This window comes from Paenibacillus harenae DSM 16969 (genome assembly GCF_000422465.1).
GTDB lineage: Bacteria > Bacillota > Bacilli > Paenibacillales > Paenibacillaceae > Pristimantibacillus > Pristimantibacillus harenae.
In genome coordinates this window covers 134,492-154,755 of record NZ_AULV01000015.1, presented here as the reverse complement: position 1 = coordinate 154,755, position 20,264 = coordinate 134,492, and the positions used below count along the sequence as shown (strand labels likewise).

17 protein-coding genes and 1 riboswitch are annotated in these 20,264 nt (G+C 52.6%); of the genes, 16 read left to right on the top strand and 1 reads right to left on the bottom strand.

The genetic code is table 11. The annotated features are described in order from the left end of the window. Nucleotides 1-60: 60 nt before the first annotated feature. Nucleotides 61-145: riboswitch (cyclic di-GMP riboswitch) on the top strand. Nucleotides 146-262: 117 nt separating this feature from the next. Further along, the gene (locus H581_RS0103545; RefSeq protein WP_028608819.1) at nucleotides 263-721 is read left to right on the top strand and encodes a chemotaxis protein CheX; all 459 of its coding nucleotides are present in this window, start codon (nucleotides 263-265) and stop codon (nucleotides 719-721) included. A 61-nt stretch (nucleotides 722-782) separates the two neighbouring features. Here H581_RS0103545 and H581_RS0103540 read toward each other — a convergent pair whose 3' ends face one another. Next, nucleotides 783-1,718, bottom strand: coding sequence for a helix-turn-helix domain-containing protein (locus H581_RS0103540; protein WP_028608818.1), 936 nt, complete (start codon nucleotides 1,716-1,718; stop codon nucleotides 783-785). Between the two features lie 129 nt (nucleotides 1,719-1,847). Here H581_RS0103540 and H581_RS0103535 point away from each other — a divergent pair, with 129 nt between their 5' ends. From H581_RS0103535 to H581_RS0103460, 15 genes are all read left to right on the top strand, one after another. Next, complete coding sequence (locus tag H581_RS0103535; protein WP_028608817.1) at nucleotides 1,848-2,906, top strand: Gfo/Idh/MocA family protein; 1,059 nt, start codon at nucleotides 1,848-1,850, stop codon at nucleotides 2,904-2,906. Then, nucleotides 2,903-3,634 carry a ThuA domain-containing protein gene (locus H581_RS0103530; RefSeq protein WP_028608816.1) on the top strand — a complete coding sequence of 244 codons (732 nt, stop codon included), beginning with the start codon at nucleotides 2,903-2,905 and terminating at the stop codon, nucleotides 3,632-3,634. The genes H581_RS0103535 and H581_RS0103530 overlap by 4 nt, the downstream gene beginning before the upstream one ends. Before the next feature lie 724 nt (nucleotides 3,635-4,358). After that, a complete protein-coding gene (locus H581_RS0103525; RefSeq protein ID WP_028608815.1) occupies nucleotides 4,359-5,642 on the top strand; it encodes a phytoene desaturase family protein in 1,284 nt (427 codons plus the stop codon). Nucleotides 5,643-5,660: 18 nt separating this feature from the next. Continuing rightward, the gene (gene sigJ / locus H581_RS0103520; RefSeq protein ID WP_028608814.1) at nucleotides 5,661-6,551 is read left to right on the top strand and encodes an RNA polymerase sigma factor SigJ; all 891 of its coding nucleotides are present in this window, start codon (nucleotides 5,661-5,663) and stop codon (nucleotides 6,549-6,551) included. A gap of 196 nt (nucleotides 6,552-6,747) precedes the next feature. Next, a complete protein-coding gene (locus H581_RS0103515) occupies nucleotides 6,748-8,070 on the top strand; it encodes an extracellular solute-binding protein (RefSeq protein ID WP_028608813.1) in 1,323 nt (440 codons plus the stop codon). Nucleotides 8,071-8,165: 95 nt separating this feature from the next. Continuing rightward, nucleotides 8,166-9,125 carry a carbohydrate ABC transporter permease gene (locus H581_RS0103510; RefSeq protein WP_245599891.1) on the top strand — a complete coding sequence of 320 codons (960 nt, stop codon included), beginning with the start codon at nucleotides 8,166-8,168 and terminating at the stop codon, nucleotides 9,123-9,125. A gap of 12 nt (nucleotides 9,126-9,137) precedes the next feature. After that, entirely contained in the window at nucleotides 9,138-9,971 is an 834-nt protein-coding gene (locus H581_RS0103505) for a carbohydrate ABC transporter permease (protein ID WP_028608811.1), read from the top strand. Nucleotides 9,972-9,993: 22 nt separating this feature from the next. Next, entirely contained in the window at nucleotides 9,994-11,784 is a 1,791-nt protein-coding gene (locus H581_RS32895; RefSeq protein WP_036717569.1) for a glycoside hydrolase family 66 protein, read from the top strand. Nucleotides 11,785-12,013: 229 nt separating this feature from the next. Next, on the top strand, nucleotides 12,014-13,783 hold the full coding sequence (locus tag H581_RS0103495; protein WP_028608810.1) for a cache domain-containing sensor histidine kinase: 1,770 nt from the start codon (nucleotides 12,014-12,016) through the stop codon (nucleotides 13,781-13,783). A 24-nt stretch (nucleotides 13,784-13,807) separates the two neighbouring features. Further along, nucleotides 13,808-15,358, top strand: a complete 1,551-nt coding sequence (locus H581_RS0103490; RefSeq protein ID WP_028608809.1) for a response regulator — start codon at nucleotides 13,808-13,810, stop codon at nucleotides 15,356-15,358. A gap of 16 nt (nucleotides 15,359-15,374) precedes the next feature. Then, nucleotides 15,375-16,637, top strand: coding sequence for an extracellular solute-binding protein (locus H581_RS32890; protein ID WP_051250416.1), 1,263 nt, complete (start codon nucleotides 15,375-15,377; stop codon nucleotides 16,635-16,637). 329 nt (nucleotides 16,638-16,966) lie between these two features. After that, complete coding sequence (locus tag H581_RS0103480; protein ID WP_028608808.1) at nucleotides 16,967-17,563, top strand: dienelactone hydrolase family protein; 597 nt, start codon at nucleotides 16,967-16,969, stop codon at nucleotides 17,561-17,563. A 591-nt stretch (nucleotides 17,564-18,154) separates the two neighbouring features. Beyond that, complete coding sequence (locus tag H581_RS0103470; protein ID WP_028608807.1) at nucleotides 18,155-18,784, top strand: CGNR zinc finger domain-containing protein; 630 nt, start codon at nucleotides 18,155-18,157, stop codon at nucleotides 18,782-18,784. A 128-nt stretch (nucleotides 18,785-18,912) separates the two neighbouring features. Beyond that, a complete protein-coding gene (locus tag H581_RS0103465) occupies nucleotides 18,913-19,821 on the top strand; it encodes a pyridoxamine 5'-phosphate oxidase family protein (protein WP_028608806.1) in 909 nt (302 codons plus the stop codon). Nucleotides 19,822-19,850: 29 nt separating this feature from the next. Then, nucleotides 19,851-20,219 carry a DsrE family protein gene (locus H581_RS0103460; RefSeq protein WP_028608805.1) on the top strand — a complete coding sequence of 123 codons (369 nt, stop codon included), beginning with the start codon at nucleotides 19,851-19,853 and terminating at the stop codon, nucleotides 20,217-20,219. Nucleotides 20,220-20,264 lie beyond the last annotated feature (45 nt).

The window sequence follows — 20,264 nt, the reverse complement described above, 5'->3', positions numbered from 1 at the left end:
TAGAATGGTTGTGAACCTTGTATAAATCGGGACTTTATTCCTGATTACATAGATGACTATATACGATAACGGCAAACCTGCTGAAAAGTAGGGACGCAAAGCCTCGGGCCTACGGAATGATTTCTATGGCGGCCGGGTTACCGAAATGTAGCCTTTTCTTTTAGAAGAGGAACTGCTCTCATTTCGGGAGCAGTTTTTTTGTGCGTTCTCTGACGAGGATGCCGATAGGCGATTCGATTGCTAATACAAAGGGGGAATTGTAATGAAAGCAAGCTATATTAATCCGTTTATATCATCCTCGATTCATATTATCGAAACGTTCGTTCAAACGAAGCCTACTGTCGGAGATTTGAAATTAATAAACGTGGAGCTGCTCGACAACCACATTTGGCTCGAAATCGGGATCGTGGGAGAATTCGAAGGAAACGTGATGTTCGGCATCCCGGAACAGGTCGCTCTAAAGATCGTGGCGGCGATGATGGGCGGCTACGCCGTTACGGAAATGGATGAAATGTGCCAAAGCGCTATTTCCGAGCTGGGCAATATGATTAGCGGAAACGCCACGACGCTTCTGTACAACGAAGGAATTCAAGTCGATATTACCCCGCCGAGCATCCTGAAGGGCTGCGCGTCGGATGTTCCGCTTAAAGCGGTTTCGGTCCCGCTGCATATTCCGGACATCGGGGAGTTTTCCATTCATATGATCGTACCCGGCCAATAAAGATAAAGGCTGCGACCAGATTCAAGGCTTTTATTTCTGCAAGCCTTGCCGGCCGGCCGGATCAGCGATTTTGTTCATCGCGTGAATGGATTTCCTTCACGTTCCTGAAATATTGAGTCGGCGAGACGCCGACGTATTTCTTAAATACTTTGCTGAAATGGTAAGGATCGTTTAATCCGGTTAAATAACCGATCTCGCCGATGCTGAGCGGCGTCGTCTCGATCAGCTCTTTGGCTTGATTAATGCGGACGGTGTTGATATAGCGGCTGATCGATTGGCCCGTCGCTTTCTTGAAGGCGCGGTTTAAATAATCGAAATTGGTTTCGAACAACCGCTCGATGCCGCTGCCCGTTATTTTGCTCTGGTAGTTTTGGTGAATATAATCGAGCAGCGCGTTCACCTTCACGATCGCTTTGGAATGAAATCGGTCGTTTCTTTGCAGCTCGTCCGTAAAGTTCCCGCGAGACAGCTCGATGAGCAGCTGGGTAAATTTTAAGGCCGTTAAACTTCGGTTGTAGTGCTTGCGTTTGTAGAGGTGCAGCATCTCGTTCATGGCGTGCAGCGTCTGCTGAAATCTGGTTTTATCGGAAATCGTATGATATTTCGGGAAATAACAGTCAAACGGTCCGATCTCTGCAGGAGAAGGGACGGACAAGGCGAATGGCGGCTGTTCATGCCGTGCGATAAAGTAATGGGCGACTGCCTGCATGTCTTCGATATGCACCGTTTTCATATCCGGATGCTCGAAATGGATGTAATAGTAGTCGCAGACATGCTTCTCCGTGCCCTCATGCTCCATGTTTGGCTCCAGGATAAACATATCCCCCTTCCGGAGCACATAACGCTTATCCTCCTCTCTAATGTGCAGCTCGCCGCTTCGTATGAAATAGAGCACGTATTCGTTCACGCTGCGCTTGAAATGAAGCCAAGGACTCTTATACGCGATAAACCCCATAATTTTGACCCGTGGCACGATTTCCACATTAATGGCTAGCAAAGGCCTTCCTCCTGTTCAACGAAAAGTCGCTTTTGTACAAAAATAGTCTAGATCCGACATTCCCGTTCATTCTATCACAAACTATACTGAGGTTGTGAAATCAACTGAAGACAAGGATGGATGAGGCGCATGAAGAAGCTGAAAATCGGCGTTATCGGACTAGGCGGTATCGCGAATTTTCATATCGAAGGCATATTGGCAAGCGGGGACGCCGAGGTATGGTCGCTGTGCGATTGTAATGCGAAGGCGCTTTTGGCCAAAGGCGGGGAGCTGAACGTTCCGGCGTCGCGACGTTATACGAACCATCTGGATATGCTGAAGGATCCCGAATTGGATGCGGTGACGATAGGTACGCCGAACAGCAACCATTTTGCGATCGCTTATGATGCGATCAAGCTGAATAAGCCTTTTGCGCTTGAGAAGCCGATCGCGATGAATGCCGAGGAAGCGGCTGTACTAAAGCGGGAGCTGGAAGCGAATCCGCTTCCGCATATGGTGTGCTTCTCTTACCGCTACAAATCGGCTGTCCGATATGCGAAGAAGCTGATCGAACTAGGAAGCTTAGGGACGATCAACCATGTGTACAGCCAATATTTACAAAGCTGGGGGATCCGCGAAGATATTCCGCTCGTATGGCGGTTCCGCAAAGAGCTGTCGGGCTCAGGCGCGCTTGGCGATTTAGGCTCTCACATATTGGATCTTACCCGCATTCTTGTGGGGGAGACAGTCCGTGTCGTCGCCGACGCGGGAACGATTGTGAAGGAGCGCGACCTGCCCGGAGCCGAAGGCAAAGGCGAGGTCGATGTAGACGACTTCTGCCATGTGCTCTCCCGGTTCGAGAGCGGCGCTTCCGCATCGATGAGCATTTCGCGGTTTGCATACGGACGGGGCAATTACCAGCAGTTGGAGATCTACGGCACGAAGGGAGCGCTCGTCTATAACCTCGAGGAAGAGGACACGATTCATGTGAAGCTGGGAGAAGAGCGGGAGTTCCGCCGGGTGGACATTCCGGTTGAATTCCGCGCAGGACAGATGCAGTCCTTCTTCAACCTTCTAAATGAAAAGGGAGACGGATTGGACGCAACGATTGAAGACGGCTATATCAATCAATTGACGATCGACCGCATCATTCAATCTTTTACCGACGAACGATGGGTGACCGTTGAACAGGAGGCGGAACACGGATGACCACGATTAAAGTAACGGTATGGAATGAATACCGGCATGAGCGGCAGAACGAGCATGTCCGAAGCATTTACCCGGAAGGCATCCATAACGCGATTGGCGGCTACTTGAGGACGGACGGCGGCTTTGAGGTACGGACCGCCGTGCTGGACGATCCCGAGCACGGACTTAGCGATGACGTGCTGAACCATACGGACGTGCTCATCTGGTGGGGCCATCTGGCGCATGGCGAAGTCAGAGACGACATTGTAGAGAAGGTGCGTTTCCGCGTGCTGGACGGCATGGGGCTGATCGTTCTCCACTCCGGGCACGGCTCGAAAATTTTCGAATCGCTGCTCGGAACGAAGACAGGCGCGCTCAAGTGGCGAGACGACGGCGAGAAGGAACGGATCTGGGTCATCGAGCATGGACATCCGATCGCGGAGGGCCTGGACCAATACATTGAAATTCCGAAGGAAGAGATGTACGGGGAGCGCTTTGAAATTCCGGCGCCGGATGAGCTCGTCTTCATCTCCTGGTTCGAGGGCGGCGAAGTGTTCCGGAGCGGATGCTGCTACCGGAGGGGCAAGGGCAAGCTGTTCTATTTCCGGCCGGGACACGAGACGTTCCCGATCTACCATCAGCCGGAAATATTGAAGGTTATCGGAAACGGCGTGCGATGGGCCGCTCCGGCGAGAGGCGCGAACGTCGCCTACGGGCGGGTTGCTCCGCTTGAGCCGATCGGCAAATAACGGAATTGGCTAATGGTTCCCTTGTTATAGTCTGTGCCGCTGAAGTGCGGCACAGACTATGGCTGCATATACAGCTATCCGTGCGGCAAGCTTAAGCCGCTTTACGATTGCGGTAATGGGGACTTAATGCAGCAATGGAAATAGTGAGATTTGGCTCATAAAGATGAGGAAAGACAATCGTTTTATCGGCTCTATTTTCGCCGTACGTAAGTATACGACCAAACTGTAACGGACGTGAGAGACGCTAATTCAAAGAAAACCACGGATATCGAAATCTAACGGACGTGAGGGACGTTATTTCCAATAAATCTAAGGGAATAAGGCATGAATCGGCTCCATAAGGCTACTTATGTCCGTTAGATTTTTCAAATGCCCCATTTTGGGATGATAACGCCTCTGACGTCCGTTAAACCGTTAGCCCCGAAACCTGCGGAGCAAAAATGCGGGCTAGCCGATCATCCCGTAAGAACATGATTTCCGGAACATTCATTCTACTAGTTATCCTTGGGGATGAATGAGCTCGTCAAACGATTGCCGGCGAAGCGTACGGTCCCGATAAAGTGCGCACTCTTTTTTCGTTCATTTTTCGCTATCCTTTCTATCCGATTTAAAAATACCGTTATGCTCGATGACCTGTTTGTTACAAAGCTCCCGTCTCCGCGGTCACAATCGCAGGCACCTTAATCGTCTTATTTATATCAAACCAAGAGAGAGGTGTTGTAGGATGACTGGCATAAACGAAACGAAATGGGATGTTATTGTCATTGGCTCCGGCTTTGCGGGACTGACGGCTTCCATTTTTTTAGCCAAGGCGGGGCATCGCGTATTGCTGCTGGAGAGAGCGGCGCGTCTTGGCGGCAGAGCCGGATCGACGGAGATGTCGGGGGCTCGGGTGAATCTCGGCCCGCACGCGATTTATAAGAGCGCAAGCGACATTTTGCAAGAGGTGGGCGTTGTTCCAACGGGCGGAATGCCGAAGCCAAACGCGCTGATCGTGTACAAACAAACAAATGGGGAAGCACAAGCCCTGCCGATTCTTCAACTGCTGCTCGGATCGCTCCTCAAATGGCCGGAGAAGACGCAGCTGATTCGATTTTACGCTCAAATGAGAAAGGAACAAACGTCAACCCTGCAAAGCATTAGCTTGCAGCATTATTTGGAAACTCGCCTTCCCAGTCCGCGCGTGCGTCATGCGATATTGGCGCTTGTACGGACAGGGACCTATTGTCAGGCTGCGGATTTGATCAGCGCGGGTGCTGCCCTCGCACAACTTCGGGAGCAAGTGCTGTACGCAGACGGAGGCTGGGAAAGCATCGTTCATCAGCTGCGGCAAAAAGCGCAGGACGCAGGGGTTATCCTTAAGTGTAATTCCTCGGTACGGTCTATTAAGGGAACAGCCCCCGAAATGGAAGTCCATGTGAAGGACGGTTCGACGCTCAAAACCCGGCGCGTCTTATCGACAGTCGGCCCGCAGGAATTGTTGTCTCTGCTCGATCCTGCTCTTCAGCCTGAGGAGGCCGAAATGTTCAAGCGGCTTATCCCCGTTCACGCGGCATGTCTGGATGTAGTCATGGACGGCATGCCGAAGCCCAAAACTACCTTTGCAATCGGAGCTGATTATCCGTGGTATTTCTCCAATCATTCTGCTGTCGCGAAATTAACCTGTGAACCGCAGCATTCGGTTGTTCACGTCATGAAATATTTACGTCCGGGAACAGATTCGAACGCCAAGCAGGACGAGCAGGAACTGGAACAATTTATGGAGTTGGTCCAGCCCGGCTGGACCCGGCATGTCATGCAGCGCCGGTTTCTTCCGCGCATCCTTGTTGCGCATGCGGTCGTAGCGGCGGCGAATGGCGGATACGCGGGCAGACCCGGCACCGAGGTCAAAGCCCGGAAAGGGCTTTACCTTGCGGGAGATTGGGTAGGACCGGAGGGGATGCTGGTTAAGGCGTCGCTGGCTAGCGCCAAGAGCGCGGCATTAAGTATAATGAAAGAAAAAGGGTAAACGCGGGAAGGGACGCTAATGAAACTTGAGGCTGCTTATTTAAGCTACCGGCCATCGCTGCTGTCTATTGCGTACAGAATGCTCGGATCGGTTTCCGATGCCGAGGACTTGGTTCAGGACGTGTTTGTCATTGCGCGGAATCGGGAGATGGATAGGGAAGGAGACCCCATACGTAATCCGAAAGCTTTTCTATGCAAAATGGTCATTAACCGCTGTCTTGATTTCCTGAAATCCGCCCGCAAGAAAAGAGAGGTATACGTCGGTCCATGGCTGCCCGAACCTCTCGTCCGGCAGGATTCACACGAATCGGGCAACGTTCCGCTGCAATCGATTATTCTGGAGGATACGATCTCATACGCTTTTCTTATTCTGCTCGACCGGCTGACACCGGTAGAACGGGCGGTATTCATTCTTCGCGAAGCGTTCGATTACGATTACCGCCATATCGCGGATACGATCGGCAAGACGGAGCTTGGATGCCGCAAAATTTACAGCCGTCTGAAGAAGAAGATTCAAGCAGAGCCGGATGTGCCGCTAACCGACGAAGGACAGTCAAAAGAACTCGTGTATCGTTTTCTCCAAGCCGCTTCTACAGGAAATATGCAGGCGCTCGTATCGCTGCTTACAGAAGATATTACGATCTACTCCGACGGCGGCGGCAAAGTGCTGGCCGCGACCCGTCCGATTCGATCGCCGCAAAGCGCGGCGGCATTCATACTAGGACTCGTCTCGAAAGCAGACGTGCAAACCCGCGTCCTTCTTGCTCAAATTAACGGCGCTGCGGGGCTGGTCATCAGCAGCCCGGACGGAAGTTATAATGCCGTGATCAGCTTTCAGCCCAAGGCAGGGCGCATTCAAAACATTTACATTTTACGAAATCCGGACAAACTTAGACACCTGAATCTGTAGGTGTTGATTTCCCTTAAAAAGGTGCATTATCTTACTGCAATCGCAGCAAGATAATGCACCTTATTCGTTTGTCTTTATTTTTGCAATCGCTATCACAGTAAAAAGAGACACCACGAGCGTAATGAAAACGGTTTCGTGCAAATCGCTTTCAAAGCATAATGAGAAGGCATCGCACATTAGAAGGAGGGGCTCATTCATGAAAGGGTACAAATCGATAGCTTACGGGGTACTGGCGGCGGTAATGGCTTTCACCGTTACGGCTTGCAGCGGCGGCAATAACGCGCCAGCCAATAACGGCGGCAATGCGCAAGCGAATGAAAACGGCAGCGCGGGTGCATCGGACGGCAAAAAAGTAACGATCGAATATTGGCACACGTACAGCGACCAGGAGGAGAAGGTGCTTACCGAGGAGATTAAGCCGCTCTTCGAAGAGCAGAACCCGAACATCGAGCTGAAGCTGACAAGAATGCCGTACGAAGGGCTGAAGGAGCAGGTCATCGCGGGCGTAGCGGGCGACGCGGCGCCCGACCTGATGCGGATGGACATTATTTGGGTGCCGGAGTTCGCGAAGATGGGCGCGCTTCAGGATGTAAGCCAAATGGACGGCTTCGACGAGATTAAAGCGAACGTATTCGAAGCGCCGATGGAGACGAACGCTTACAACGGCGGCTACTACGGCGTACCGGTCAATACGAATACGAAAATCGCGATTTACAATAAAGCGGTTATGGACGAAATCGGCGTAACGAAAGCGCCGGAGACGGTAGAGGAGCTGGAGGCTGCGGCGAAGCTGGCGGTTGCGAAAGGCAAGCCGGGCGCGATCGGCATCGGAGGCGCGAACGTATGGGCGGCGGCGCCTTACTTCTGGAGCCTTGGCGGCAAGCTGACGAACGACGATTATACGAAGGCGGAAGGCTTCCTGAACAGCCCGGAAAGCGTGAAGGCGCTGGAGACGATCGTGCGCTGGACCAAGGAAGGGCTCGTGACGCCTACGATTCTCGGCGGCGAGCCGGGCGCGTGGGACGGCATGAAAAACAACGAGTACATGATGATCGACGACGGCCCTTGGTTCTACAGCATCTTGATGAACGAGGCGGAATCCGCGTTCAAGCCGCTTGAGCAGACGATCCGCGGCCTGATTCCGGCAGGAACGGCAGGCAGCCATTCGGTCGTCGGCGGCGAGGATCTGGTCATCTTCGCGAATTCCAAGCACCCGCAGGAAGCGTGGACGTTCGCGAAATGGATGCTTGGCGAAGAGCCGCAGAAAATCATGAGCAAACTGGGCATGATCCCGACAAACAAAACGGCGGCGAACGATCCGGCGTTCATGGAAACGCCATTCGTTGCCGAGTACGTCAAGCAGCTGGAAACGGCATTGCCGCGTACGCCGATCCCGCAATACGGCGAGATGGAAGGGATCGTCAACCTGGCCTTCGAGAAAGCGGTGCGCGGAGAGCTTGAGCCGAAAGCGGCGCTTGACGAAGCGGCCAAAAACATCGAAGCCATCTTGGCGCAATAGCCAAGCGGCGGCACAAATAGAACGAAGAGGCCTTCACCCGCCGCCCGCCGGCCGGGGAAGGCCTCCCCATCGAACGATAGGAAAGGAGCTGCAGCATGTCTATTCCAATGACGGGACAGCCGTTACCCGGGCCAAATCACCGGGCAGGCTCGAAGATGACAAAAGGCTTGAAGCAATGGATGATGGTTCTGCCGTTTATTTTTCTCGGCGTCGCGGGTACGGCCGTATTCGTCATCTACCCGATGATCCGAAACATCTTGATCAGCTTCCAGGATTACAGCGTTATGCCGGGAGCGGCAAATCCGTTCGTCGGCTTCGACAATTACGTATCGGCCTTTACGGATCCGAACAATAAAGTGCTGATGGCCATACGGAACACCTTCCTGAACGTGGCGGTAACCGTCCCGATCAACTGGCTTCTGGCGATCGTGTTCGCCGTCTTGATCAACCTGCATTTCGTGAAGCACAAAATCATGTTCCGGACGGTGTATTACTTGCCGATCATTACATCATGGATCGTCGTTGCGTTCTTGTTCCGCTTCTTGTTCGCGGGCGGCGAATACGGCTTGATCAACTACATTTTCTACAAGCAGCTGGGCTTGTTTGGCGAACCGATCAATTTCTTGTCCAATTACTGGTCGGCGATGGTCGTCATTTGGCTGTTTCATATTTGGAAAACGGTCGGCTGGGGCGTTGTCATCTATTTGGCGGCGCTGCAGGGCATTTCGAAGGAATATTACGAAGCGGCGGCCATCGACGGCGCGAACGGCATAAAGCAATTTTGGAGCATTACGGTTCCGATGCTGGGGCCGGTAACGGCTTTCGTCCTGATCAACCTGATCAACGGGGCGTTTAACTTTTTTCCGCAGGTTTACTTTATTACGCGCGGCGGTCCGATGGACCAGACGCAGACGCTTCCGAGCCTTATGTATATGCAGGCGTTCAAAAACTTTAACTTTGGTTATGCATCTGCTGTCGCCGTTATGATGGGTATCGCCGTGTTCCTGCTCACGTACACCCAGATGAAGAAATTCGGCAACCAGCGGTTCTTGTAGGAGGGGACGGCAATGAAAACAAAATGGTACATTCAGCTCCCGGTATACGCGGTTATCGTGCTGGGAGCGCTCGCGTTCTTATTCCCCTTCGTCTATATGATCATGACCAGCTTCATCAAGGGCGCTTATTCGCTGCCGCGTCCGAAGGAAGTGTTCTCCGTCATTCCCGATCTGTACAATTACAAGCTGGTCTGGGGCAAAAATAATTTCGCGAGGTATTTCCTGAACAGCAGCGTCGTCACCCTGGTCGCGATGACGTGCAGCTTGTTCCTCGGTTGTCTAACCGCCTACGGCTTTGCCCGATTTGCATTTCCGGGAAAAGAATTTCTGTTCCGCACGTTTCTGCTGACGATGATGATCCCGGGCGTTATCAACATCATCCCGCAATTCCTGATTATCAAGTCGCTGGGCCTCGTCAATACGTACTGGGGGCTGTGGCTGATTTATATCGGAGGCGGAGTCGTCGGCAGCACCTTCTTCCTGCGCGGCTTCTTCCAAAGCATTCCGAAGGAATACGAAGAATCGGTGCTGATCGATGGAGGCGGCAACTGGCGCATCTTCTGGAACATTTACCTCCCGCAGTCGATGCCGGCGATCGCGACGCTTGCCGTTCTATCGTTCCAAGGGACTTGGGAGGAGTACTTTACAGCGCTCGTCATCATTAAGGATGAGGCGATGCGCACGCTGCCGATCGCTCTTCTTATGTTCAACGACAAGTACGCGACGAATTATTCATGGATTTTTGCGGCCTCGATTATCGCGCTTCTGCCGACCGTGCTCCTGTATATCATCTTTCAGAAACGGTTCGTGCAGAGCGGGTTTAACGAAGGCGGCGTGAAAGGTTAATATAGCGAATAGGAGACAAACGATGCTACGGAATCGCAGTAAAATAAAATCGGCGGCCGTTCTGCTCGCCGGCTGCCTCATCGCAGCCTCGGCGGCCGGCTGCAGCAGCGATAAGGAGATCAAAGCCGAAACGGCGCAAAGCGAAGGCGTCATGGAGAAGCTGTCGACCGACAAGGCGGCTTACAAGCCGGGCGAGGCCGTGAAGTTTACGCTCGAGCTGGCCAAGGCCGAGCCGAAATCGACAATCGTCGTGCAGTACCGCCATCTCGGCGAGACGGTCGGCAGGCAAGAGCTGAAAGCGGAAAGCGAGCAAATGGCGTGGGAATGGACGGCGCCGAAGGAGGACGGCTTAGGCTACATGGCCGAGGTGTTCGTAACGGCGGGTGGCGAAGTAAAGGATCATTCGAATATCGCCGTCGACGTTTCTTCCGACTGGAGCAAGTTTCCTCGCTACGGCTATCTGGCGGATTTCCACGGCATGAAGGAAGAGGAGAGGGCTGCCGTCATTGAGCGGCTGAACCGGTTCCATATTAACGGCATCCAGTTCTACGATTGGCAGTATAAGCACCATCAGCCGCTGAAGATGGAGGGCGGCCAGCCCGCCGCAGAATGGCCGGACATTGCGAACCGTCCCGTCGCCTTCGAAACGGTCAAAGGGTATATCGACCTTGCGCACAGCAAGAACATGAAAGCGATGAATTACAATCTGCTGTTCGGCGCTTACGAGGGCGCGGAAGCGGACGGCGTTAAGAAGGGATGGGGGCTGTTCCGCGATCCGTCGCTGACGAATCAGGATAAGCATCCGCTGCCGGACAGCTGGGCGAGCGATATTATGCTCTACGATCCGATGAATGCCGGGTGGCAAACGTATCTGATCGGCAAGGAGGCCGAAACCTTCGAGCATCTCGCCTTCGACGGCTGGCATGTCGACCAGCTGGGAGACCGCGGCTCGCTCTGGAACGGCGAGGGACGGTCCGTCAAGCTGCCCCAAGGCTACGTCTCGTTCCTGAAGGCGGCGAAGGAGAAGCTGGACGTCGACTACGTCATGAACGCGGTCGGCCAGTACGGTCAAGCGTTCCTGGCGACGCAGGCGCCTCTCGAATTCCTCTATACGGAAGTATGGGACGCGCATCCGAAATACGCCAATCTGAAGGACATTATCGACCAGAACGGCAAGTATGGCAGAAATAAATTAAACACCGTGCTCGCCGCATACATGAACTATGACTTGGCGGACGCGGCGGGCGAGTTCAATACGCCCGGCGTGCTGCTGACCGACGCGGTCATCTTCGCCTCCGGCGGCTCCCACCTGGAGCTCGGGGAAAGCATGCTTGCAAAGGAATATTTTCCGAACAGGAACCTCCGGATTCCGGCTGAGCTGGAGGAGCAGCTCGTCCGGTACTACGACTTCCTTGTCGCGTACCAGAACATTCTCCGCGACGGGCTGGAGGAGTCCGGGCTCGCGGCCGAAGGGGCGGGAGAAATCGGGGTTTCCGGGGAGCCGGAGACCGGAAAGGTGTGGTCCTTCGCCAAACGGAAGAACGGCAGCGATATCGTTCACTTCATTAACTTTACCGATGCGACGACGCTGGACTGGCGGGACGACGAGGGCAAGCAGGCGGTTCCTGTTGAGCGCAAGGACGTCGCCGTTTCGTTCAAGTCCGAGCGGGAGGTCGGCGAAATTCTGTTCGCTTCGCCGGACTATTACAACGGCTCGCCCGTGCAGCTGGCCTTCGAGCAGAAGAACGGCGCCGTTGCCGTCAAGCTGCCCGGATTGAAATATTGGGATTTGCTCCAGGTGACTTACAAGTAATAGGCGCGTCAGACGGAACAGTCAAAGCGAACGATGGATAAGGTTCGGCGCTTTGGTTGTTTTTGAAATATAAGATTTTATAAGTTCTGGACTTATAATTTAGCTTATATTTCTCGCGAAACGGTTGCGTCCCAGGAGGGGCGCCGACAGGCGTTTCTGCTTGTCTTTTAACCTTCGGCACCGGTTGAGGTAAACTAGTAGTATTCCGCAAAGATAAGGTGGCCGTCCCATGCTGCGATTCGAAAAGCTGACCAACCGCTACGCTTCTAAAGTGATCGTAGCTTTTCTATTTATAATCCTTATCCCGACGGCGTTATCGGGATTCTCTTTTTATTTGGAATCGTCCGCCTTGATCAAAAAGAACGTAAGAGCCTCGACCGTACAGCTGACGAAGCAAACCGCGGACGCGCTGTCCTCCATGTTCAATGCGGGCAGCGATACGTCCGATTTCATATACAGCGATTTAGAGGTGCAGAATGCGGCCATGAACTATACCGGAAGCCCGTTGAATGCGCAAATTGAAATGTCGCAGTCGTTAAATACGCTGCTCAATAACATCGTGTACTCCAGCTCCTTCGTCCGGATCGTCTATATTTTGAAGGAGGACGGCATCGGGTGGGGAAGCGGGACATTCTCCACGCCGAAGCTGAGGAAAACGGATCTTGCCGGGCTGGACTGGGTGGGGCAATCCAGGAAGAAGGACGGGGAGCTCGTGTGGCAGCCGCTCCGCAAGGATCCATTCAGCGGAGCCGGAGAGAACACCGATCTCGTATTGCCTGTAAGCAGAGCGATGAAAGACTTTCAGACGCTGGAGCAGATCGGCCTGCTGGTCGTCAATCTGAATGGAAGAGCGATCATTAACACTATTCATCAGGTCAAGCTTGGGGAAACCGGGAGGTACACGGTCGTCGATTCGGAAGGGCAAGTAATGATCGATGCCGATTTGTCGCGAATTGGCAAGCCGGTAGCCGAGCGTGCTTTGCATGAAGAGATCGCAGGAAGCGATGCGGTCGAATTTGAATACGCGAGCGACGGCATTCATTATTACGGCGTGAAGCAGCTGCTCAGCAACGGCTGGCTGCTGGTCGGCACCGTTCCGACGGCGGAAATTACGGGCGCTCTTGATAAGCTGCATGCCCGGATTTGGATTCTGTCGGCCTGCTTTGCGCTCGTGGCGGTGCTGATCGGGCTCTTGATCGCCAAGCGGGTGACGAAGCCGATCAAGCAGCTGACGCAGGAGATGAGACGGGTGCAGCAGGGCGATTTGACCGTGCGGACGGAAGTGAAATCCTCCGATGAAATCGGCCTCATGAGCAAGCATTTCAATAAGATGCTGGATGAAATCGGGCAGCTGATGGAGCGGGTCGAGGAGGAGCAGCGGGAGAAGCTGGAAGCCGAGGTGCGCGCCGTTACATATCGCATTCATCCGCATTTCTTGTACAATACGTTAAGCACGCTGAGATGGCTGATCCGCTCGGGCGAGCGGGAGAGGGCCGACCAAGGGCTTGCCGCGTTAACCCGGCTGCTTCAGGCGAATATGGGCAAGAACGGGCAGATGATCCTGCTCGGCGAAGAGCTGGAAATTATCCGGAAATATATGGTCATTCTTGAAATGCGGTACGAGCATAAGTATACGTTGACGCTGAATATAGCCCCTGGGCTGGATGAAAAGAAGATTCCGCGGATGCTGCTGCAGCCGCTTGTCGAGAACGCGGTATTCCACGGCTTCGTGCCGCTGAACCGCGGAGGAGATATTGCCATTTCCGCATCGGAACGTCACGGCGAGCTGCATATCGTCATAACGGATAACGGAGCCGGCGTCGACCCGGGCAAGCTGGAGAAGCTGAATGCCCCGGCGGCAGGAGCGGCGCCGGGCATCGGGCTGCAGCATGTGCGCGATTCGCTGCGGCTGTATTACGGAGCAGGTTCCGGCTTGACCGTGAGGAGCGAAGCGGAAGAAGGAACGACCATTCAAATTACGATGCGCCTGCAAGGCTGACGGAATGACAGAGGAGGAACCGCAATGAAGGATCAGGTTCTGATCGTGGACGACGAGCCGATTATCCGCAACGGGCTCAAAAACTTCATCGACTGGGAACGGCTCGGGCTTGCCGTCGAGGCTGACTGCGCGAATGGCTTGGCCGCGCTGGATATCTTGCGCTCCCGCCCGGTCGATATCCTGATCACCGACATCAAGATGCCGGTCATGGACGGTCTCGAGCTGACGCGCGAAGCGCTGAAGGTGAACCCGGATATGAAAATCGTGCTGATCAGCAGCTACAACGAATTCGAATACGTCCGCGAGGGAATGAAGCACGGAGCGGTCGATTATTTGCTGAAGCCGACGCTGGAGGCGGAGGAGCTGATCGCCGTGCTGCTCCGGTGCAAGGAAATGCTGGCTGGCCGCCGCAAGCAGGCCGATGAGAAGAACCGGCTTGCGGAGCATACGTCCTTGCTCGAACGAAAGCGGATCGAACAAGACATTATCCGGCTGCTCGTATCCAGCGGGGGCGGCCGGTTCTTCGTTGATATTTTCGGCAAGCAGGGCGGCTCCTGCGTATGCGCTTACGTCGCGGCGGACGGGTTGAACGAGCAGCGGGAGCGGTACGGGAATTTGCATGCGGGCATCGTGTACGAGGATTTGCAGGCGCTGTTCTACGAGCAGTTCCGGAAGGGAGGCGCGCCGATTCTGCCGGGCGAGGGATTGCTGCTTATTTATCCATGCGATGAAGAGGCAGGGCTATCGATCGCGCGCTTCAAGGCGCGGGCGGAAGCCGAGCTTGGGATTTCGCTTTCGATCGGTTACTGTGTATTGGAAGAGACGGAACGGATCGAGACGGGACTTCGAAGATGCCGCTCCGCCGCGGCCCGCCGGTTCTTCGAAGGGAACGGCCGCATATTCGTTTCAGAGGAGACGAAAGAGCTGTACGGCGAAGAGAACGAGGGCTATACGGAGATGAATTGGCATGCCATGCTTGATCAAATCCGCGCGGAGAAGGATAATGAGGCCGTCATCGATCGTTTTGTCACACGATGGATGAGGAAGAGACCCGCGCCGGAGCAGGTCAAGCGGGAGGCCTATGAGCTGCTGTCTGCCTTCGCCTATGCGAACGGCGACTCCAAGACGCTCGCCGATTTCCGTGACAACGTCTGGCGATGCGACACGATCCGTCAGCTCGAAGAGCAGGTTCGCGTCCTCGCCCGGGAGATGGAGCATCCGAATCATCTGCGGCTTAACGACAAAGGACACGGCGGCCAGCTGATTACGAAAGCAATCGAATACATCAAGCAGCATTACCGCGAAGACGTGACGCTGCAGGATGTCGCGGATTCGGTCCACGTGAGCAAGAGCTATTTTTCGAATCTGTTCAAGAAGCAGGCCGGCCAAAACTTTATCGATTATTTGATCGATTTGAGGCTTCACGAAGCGAAGCGGCTGCTCGTGCAGGACGAATGCAAAATTTACGAGGTCGCGGAGAAATCCGGCTTTAACGACGTGAAATATTTCAGCAAGCTGTTCAAAAAAATGACCCGGATGACGCCTGTCGAGTACAGGGAGAAGCATCAGCAGTAGGTAGAGGGGGATTTGAATGCACGCGGCAAAGTGGATAGCGTTTGTCTGTATGATGCTCCTTGCTGCGGGCTGCGGAGGGCAGTCGATCATATCGGATGAAAGCAGCGTGGAGAGCCTAAATCAAGAGGAACATGCTGAAATCGAATTTTGGCATACGTACAGCGATGAGGAAACCCGGATATTGGAGGATCAAATCATACCTGCGTTCGAGACGGCTTATCCGGATATTCGCGTTCGTCCGATCCGGCAGTATAATAACGCGGAGCTCAAATATACGCTCATTTCCAAAGCTTCCTCGAACCGGTCGCCGGATGTCGTACGGATGGATATTGCTTGGGTGCCTGAATTTGCGCAAAGCGGGCTTCTGCTTCCGCTCAGCGATTACGAGGATTTCCGTGAGGTGACGGAATCTTTGCAAAGCAATACGGGCTCGGCCGGCTATTTTGCGGGGGCGCATTACTCGCTGCCGGTCAACATGAATACGAAGGTTATGATCTTTAACCGGATGCTGCTGACGAAGTCGGGGTTGACCAAGCCGCCCGCAACCTTACAAGAGGCAATCGAACTTGCGAGGACGGAACGCTATCGGATCGGTATGAGCGGATTGGAAGCGTGGAAGAGCTTGCCCTATGTTTATGCGCTTGGAGGCCGAATGACCGATGAGGACTACACGAAGGCAAGCGGCTATCTCAACGGAGATGAAACGGTTAATGCGGTCGAGCAGCTGTTGTCGCTCTATAAGGAGCGGCTCATTGACGATACCCTTATTAATGGCGGCGCCGACCTTTGGGAAGACATCAAGACAGGGAATCTGTTAGTGACGGACGACGGGCCGTGGTTCTACAGCGTGTTCCAGGGCGAAGAGCTCGAGCGGGCTATTCGATCTACAGTTGCAGTCCCTTTCTCTCCCGCCTTCGGCCCTGCCTCCATTCTGGGCGGAGAAGATCTTGTTGTCATGAAGGGCTCGAAATACCCGAGACATGCGTGGGAGTTCATGAAGTGGATGATCCGCAAGGACTCGCAAATCGCCATGTCGCAGACCGGTCTTATACCGACCACTCTGGAGGCGAAGGACATGAAAGCAAGGGACGAGTCGTTCATCCCTCCTTATACGGAGGCGCTTGAGCATACGTTTCTTCGTCCGCCGGTCAAGGAGTGGAGCGCGATGGATAAGATTTATTCGGAATACATGACCAGCATTTTTCAAGGAGAACTATCGGTCAAGGAGGGGCTGACGAGGGCTGCGGCTGAGATTGATCTGCTGCTCCAACGGGATTAGTAGAATGTTCCGGAAATCGTGTTCTTACCGGACGATCGGCTAGCCCCTGTTTTGCTCCGTAGGTCTTGGGGCTAACGGTTTAACGGACGCCAGAGGCGTTATCATCCCAAAATGAGGCATTTGAAAAATCTAACGGACATGAGAAGCCTTATGGGGCCGATTTTTGCCATATTCCCTTGATTTATTGGAAATAACGTCCCTCACGTCCGTTAGATTTCGATATCCGTGGTTTTCTTTGAATTAGTGTCTCTCATGTCTGTTACAGTTTAGGCGTATACTTGCGTTAGAATCGGTCTGCTAGTTTAATTGCGGAGAGACGGGGGACATATATGATTCGTATAAAAAAGGATTCTGATCATGCCATTATCGTTGTTCACGAAATATACGGGATAAATAAACACATGGAATATGTTTGCAAATCCCTTTCGAAATACGGCTTCGACGTCTTCTGTCCGAATTTGCTGACACGGAGCACCCCTTTTGATTATTTACAGGAAGAGGATGCTTATTTGAATTTTATGGAGAACGTTGGTTTCGAGAATGCAGCGGTTACCGTGAAAAGGTTGCTAACGAATATTAGGGATGACTATAAAAAAATAGTTGTCGTCGGGTTCAGCGCAGGAGCAACGGTTGCTTGGCTGTGCAGCGAAGAACGGCTTGTGGATGGAGTCATTGGATATTACGGTTCCCGTATCCGAAGCTATATGGAAACTTCGCCTCGATGCCCTGTATTGTTGTTTTTTCCGCAAGAAGAAAAATCATTTCATGTTGATGAACTATTACCGGCATTAAATAACATAAACAACGTCGAGGCACATCAAATGAGCGGGCATCATGGATTCAGTGATCCTTATTCTCCGCATTATAACGAGGATTCAGCTAACAGGGCCCTTAATCGAATGCTTGTTTTCCTTCGGGAAAAATAAAGCCGGCTGCGCAGCGAGTGATGAAAAGAAACTTGCCCGGAAATGGTATTTCGGCTGGAATGAATGATTGTGATAAGAGCATTCTTAATTGCCGGATCAATTTTCTTGTTATGCGGGACTTTGCTATTCGGAATGGTGTATTTGGGACTTGCCGATTACGCACCGCAAATGACGGGTTGGAGTACTCCTCCCGGTAAATTTACGCTGGCGCTGAATGCGGCAATGCTGAGAGCGCCCTTTATATTAAGCATTTTATTTATGAGCCTTGGTTCAGTGTTACTTGCGGTTGTATTAGGGATTACAATAAATAACGAGCTGATGAATAGGAAATCGGAGAACTAACCTGCGAAAGCTCCTTCCTCACCTACAGAAGCACCTGGACAGTTTCCATGTAGAGTCGGCTGCGGTATAATTGACATGTTTCAAAAAAATCGAGACTCTATGCGGTTGAAAATCATCCGGCTATCGAAACGTGTGTATGCCTCTCGGCGATGCGTTAGTATCGGACAAGATAGCTCCGTTGCCTCTTGAGCTGGAGAAAAACAGCGAGGTACCGTTGGAACAATTTGCGAAGTAAGGAGCCTTACGAAGATGCCCAAGATAATCGCCCCGACTTTTTATTTTATCGGCAACCACCCGGTATTGGATTTCACCAACACGCAGATTGCCGTCAACGGTAAACCCGTCGATTTGTTGGGAAACTTTACGGATGTTCTGGAATGGCTCGTTATAGCGGGTTTCCTTAGTAAAGATACAGCCAACGATTATGGTCGGCAATGGGGAAACGGCATAGAAGCGGAAATGGTTTTGACGGCTGCCAGAGCATTGCGAAGCGGGTTGTTGGCGATGGTTGAACCAAAAAACGAGGGGCGCGACCTTACGGTGCACTTGGAGCAGATCAACAGCTTGCTCAGGGAACGTGTTATTACAACGGAGCTCGTTCGTAAGGAGAACGGATTCGCCGTAGAAAGGGAAGTAAGGATTAAGAAGCCGACTGACCTTCTTTCCCCGGTCGCGGAGGCGGCCATCGATTTTTTCAGTCATTGCGACCTGCGACTCGTCAAGAAATGCGAAAATCCGGATTGCGTCCTCCACTTTTATGATAACAGCAGAAACGCCACCCGCCGCTGGTGCAGCCAAAAGACATGCGGCAACCGAATGAAAGTGGCGGCTTTCCTGGAACGGCGCAAAAATCAACAAATAAACTCGATCGAGCCCTAGAATCCACTTCTAGGGCTTTTTTGTTCCTTTATTTTTTTAATACCCATAAATAGTGTTTACAGGTTAATAAATAATATGTATAATACCCATATAACCTTTATAGGAGTTAAAAAGGGAGGTGATTATAAGTGAGCGGCGTGTACCATGCAGGGGAGTTGAAGGTACAAGAGATGGCTGGTGCAGCGATCGTTGCGCAGCAAAACGGAACGAGCATAAAGCCAACGATCAACAAAGGGGCAATCGCGTTTCTTAGAACGCAATCTATCACCATCATGTCTTCCGTTGACGGGGCAGGGAGAGTATGGGGCTCTTTTCTGACGGGTGAACCGGGCTTTATCGATGCTACGTCCGAAACGACGCTAACGATTACATCCAGACCTGTCGCGAGCGATCCTCTGGTCGGGAATGTAGCTATAAACCCTGAGATTGGCTTGTTGGCTATCGACTTCAACAGAAGAATCCGAATGAGAATAAACGGAAAAGGACATTTCGATGAAGATCTGCGGTTGACCGTCTCAACGGAGCAAGTCTATGGAAACTGCCCGAAGTACATACAAAAACGATCGTTGCAGCCGAGCGGCGGGTTTCATAGAAGTCTGAAGTCCCTGCATCGAAGCTTCCGCGTAAATCCGGAACAACAACAATGGATTCGCAATAGCGACACGTTTTTCATTGGCAGCGTCAGCTTGGAAGGGAAAACGGATGCCTCCCATCGAGGGGGCAATGTCGGATTTGTAAAGGTTATCGATGCTAACACGCTGATTTTTCCCGATTACTTTGGCAATTCGATGTTTAACACCCTCGGCAATATTCATAGTAACCCTGGTACCGGGCTGTTGTTCATTGATTTCGATAACGGTCATTCCCTGCAACTTACCGGGCGGTCGCACATTATTTGGGATGAAAATGAGATCTCCCGATTTTCGGGGGCGGAAAGGTTAGTTCGGTTCGAGATCGACGAAGTACTGTATACGGAGAACGGATCCCCGATGCGCTGGGATTTCGTCGAGTATTCTCCGGCAAATCCAACGCTGTAATTATTCATTTATTAGGAGGATGGATTCAAGTGACAAATGCCAATAAATATGTGATTATTATCCAAGCAAACCAACAGGATGTAGGCAAAGCGGTTCATGGACTATTGTACGGGCAAGAGCTGCATGATGAGGGTTTTCAAGTAGAAATCCTTTTCGATGGGGCAGGTACCGAATGGCCGAACGAACTCAGTAAGGCGGATCACCCGTTTCATGCGCTGTATAAACAAGTGATGAAATCGGGGATCGTCAAAGGCGGTTGTCAAGCTTGTTCCGGATTCCACAATATTGAAGAGGAAATGCAAGGAGCAGGGGTCTCGCTGATCGGGAACGCTAAGACCGGGGGACATATTCCGTTTGCTCAATACATGAAGGACGGATTCATTCCGATCGTTCTTTAAAGCAGTACCGGAAACGTGAGAAAAAGCGGGCCGCCTTGGCGGTTC

Coding starts and splice junctions, on each gene's coding strand:
- H581_RS0103545 (WP_028608819.1), top strand. CDS start 263: ATGAAAGCAAGCTATATTAATCCGTTTATATCATCCTCGATTCATATT.
- H581_RS0103535 (WP_028608817.1), top strand. CDS start 1,848: ATGAAGAAGCTGAAAATCGGCGTTATCGGACTAGGCGGTATCGCGAAT.
- H581_RS0103530 (WP_028608816.1), top strand. CDS start 2,903: ATGACCACGATTAAAGTAACGGTATGGAATGAATACCGGCATGAGCGG.
- H581_RS0103525 (WP_028608815.1), top strand. CDS start 4,359: ATGACTGGCATAAACGAAACGAAATGGGATGTTATTGTCATTGGCTCC.
- sigJ (WP_028608814.1), top strand. CDS start 5,661: ATGAAACTTGAGGCTGCTTATTTAAGCTACCGGCCATCGCTGCTGTCT.
- H581_RS0103515 (WP_028608813.1), top strand. CDS start 6,748: ATGAAAGGGTACAAATCGATAGCTTACGGGGTACTGGCGGCGGTAATG.
- H581_RS0103510 (WP_245599891.1), top strand. CDS start 8,166: ATGTCTATTCCAATGACGGGACAGCCGTTACCCGGGCCAAATCACCGG.
- H581_RS0103505 (WP_028608811.1), top strand. CDS start 9,138: ATGAAAACAAAATGGTACATTCAGCTCCCGGTATACGCGGTTATCGTG.
- H581_RS32895 (WP_036717569.1), top strand. CDS start 9,994: ATGCTACGGAATCGCAGTAAAATAAAATCGGCGGCCGTTCTGCTCGCC.
- H581_RS0103495 (WP_028608810.1), top strand. CDS start 12,014: ATGCTGCGATTCGAAAAGCTGACCAACCGCTACGCTTCTAAAGTGATC.
- H581_RS0103490 (WP_028608809.1), top strand. CDS start 13,808: ATGAAGGATCAGGTTCTGATCGTGGACGACGAGCCGATTATCCGCAAC.
- H581_RS32890 (WP_051250416.1), top strand. CDS start 15,375: ATGCACGCGGCAAAGTGGATAGCGTTTGTCTGTATGATGCTCCTTGCT.
- H581_RS0103480 (WP_028608808.1), top strand. CDS start 16,967: ATGATTCGTATAAAAAAGGATTCTGATCATGCCATTATCGTTGTTCAC.
- H581_RS0103470 (WP_028608807.1), top strand. CDS start 18,155: ATGCCCAAGATAATCGCCCCGACTTTTTATTTTATCGGCAACCACCCG.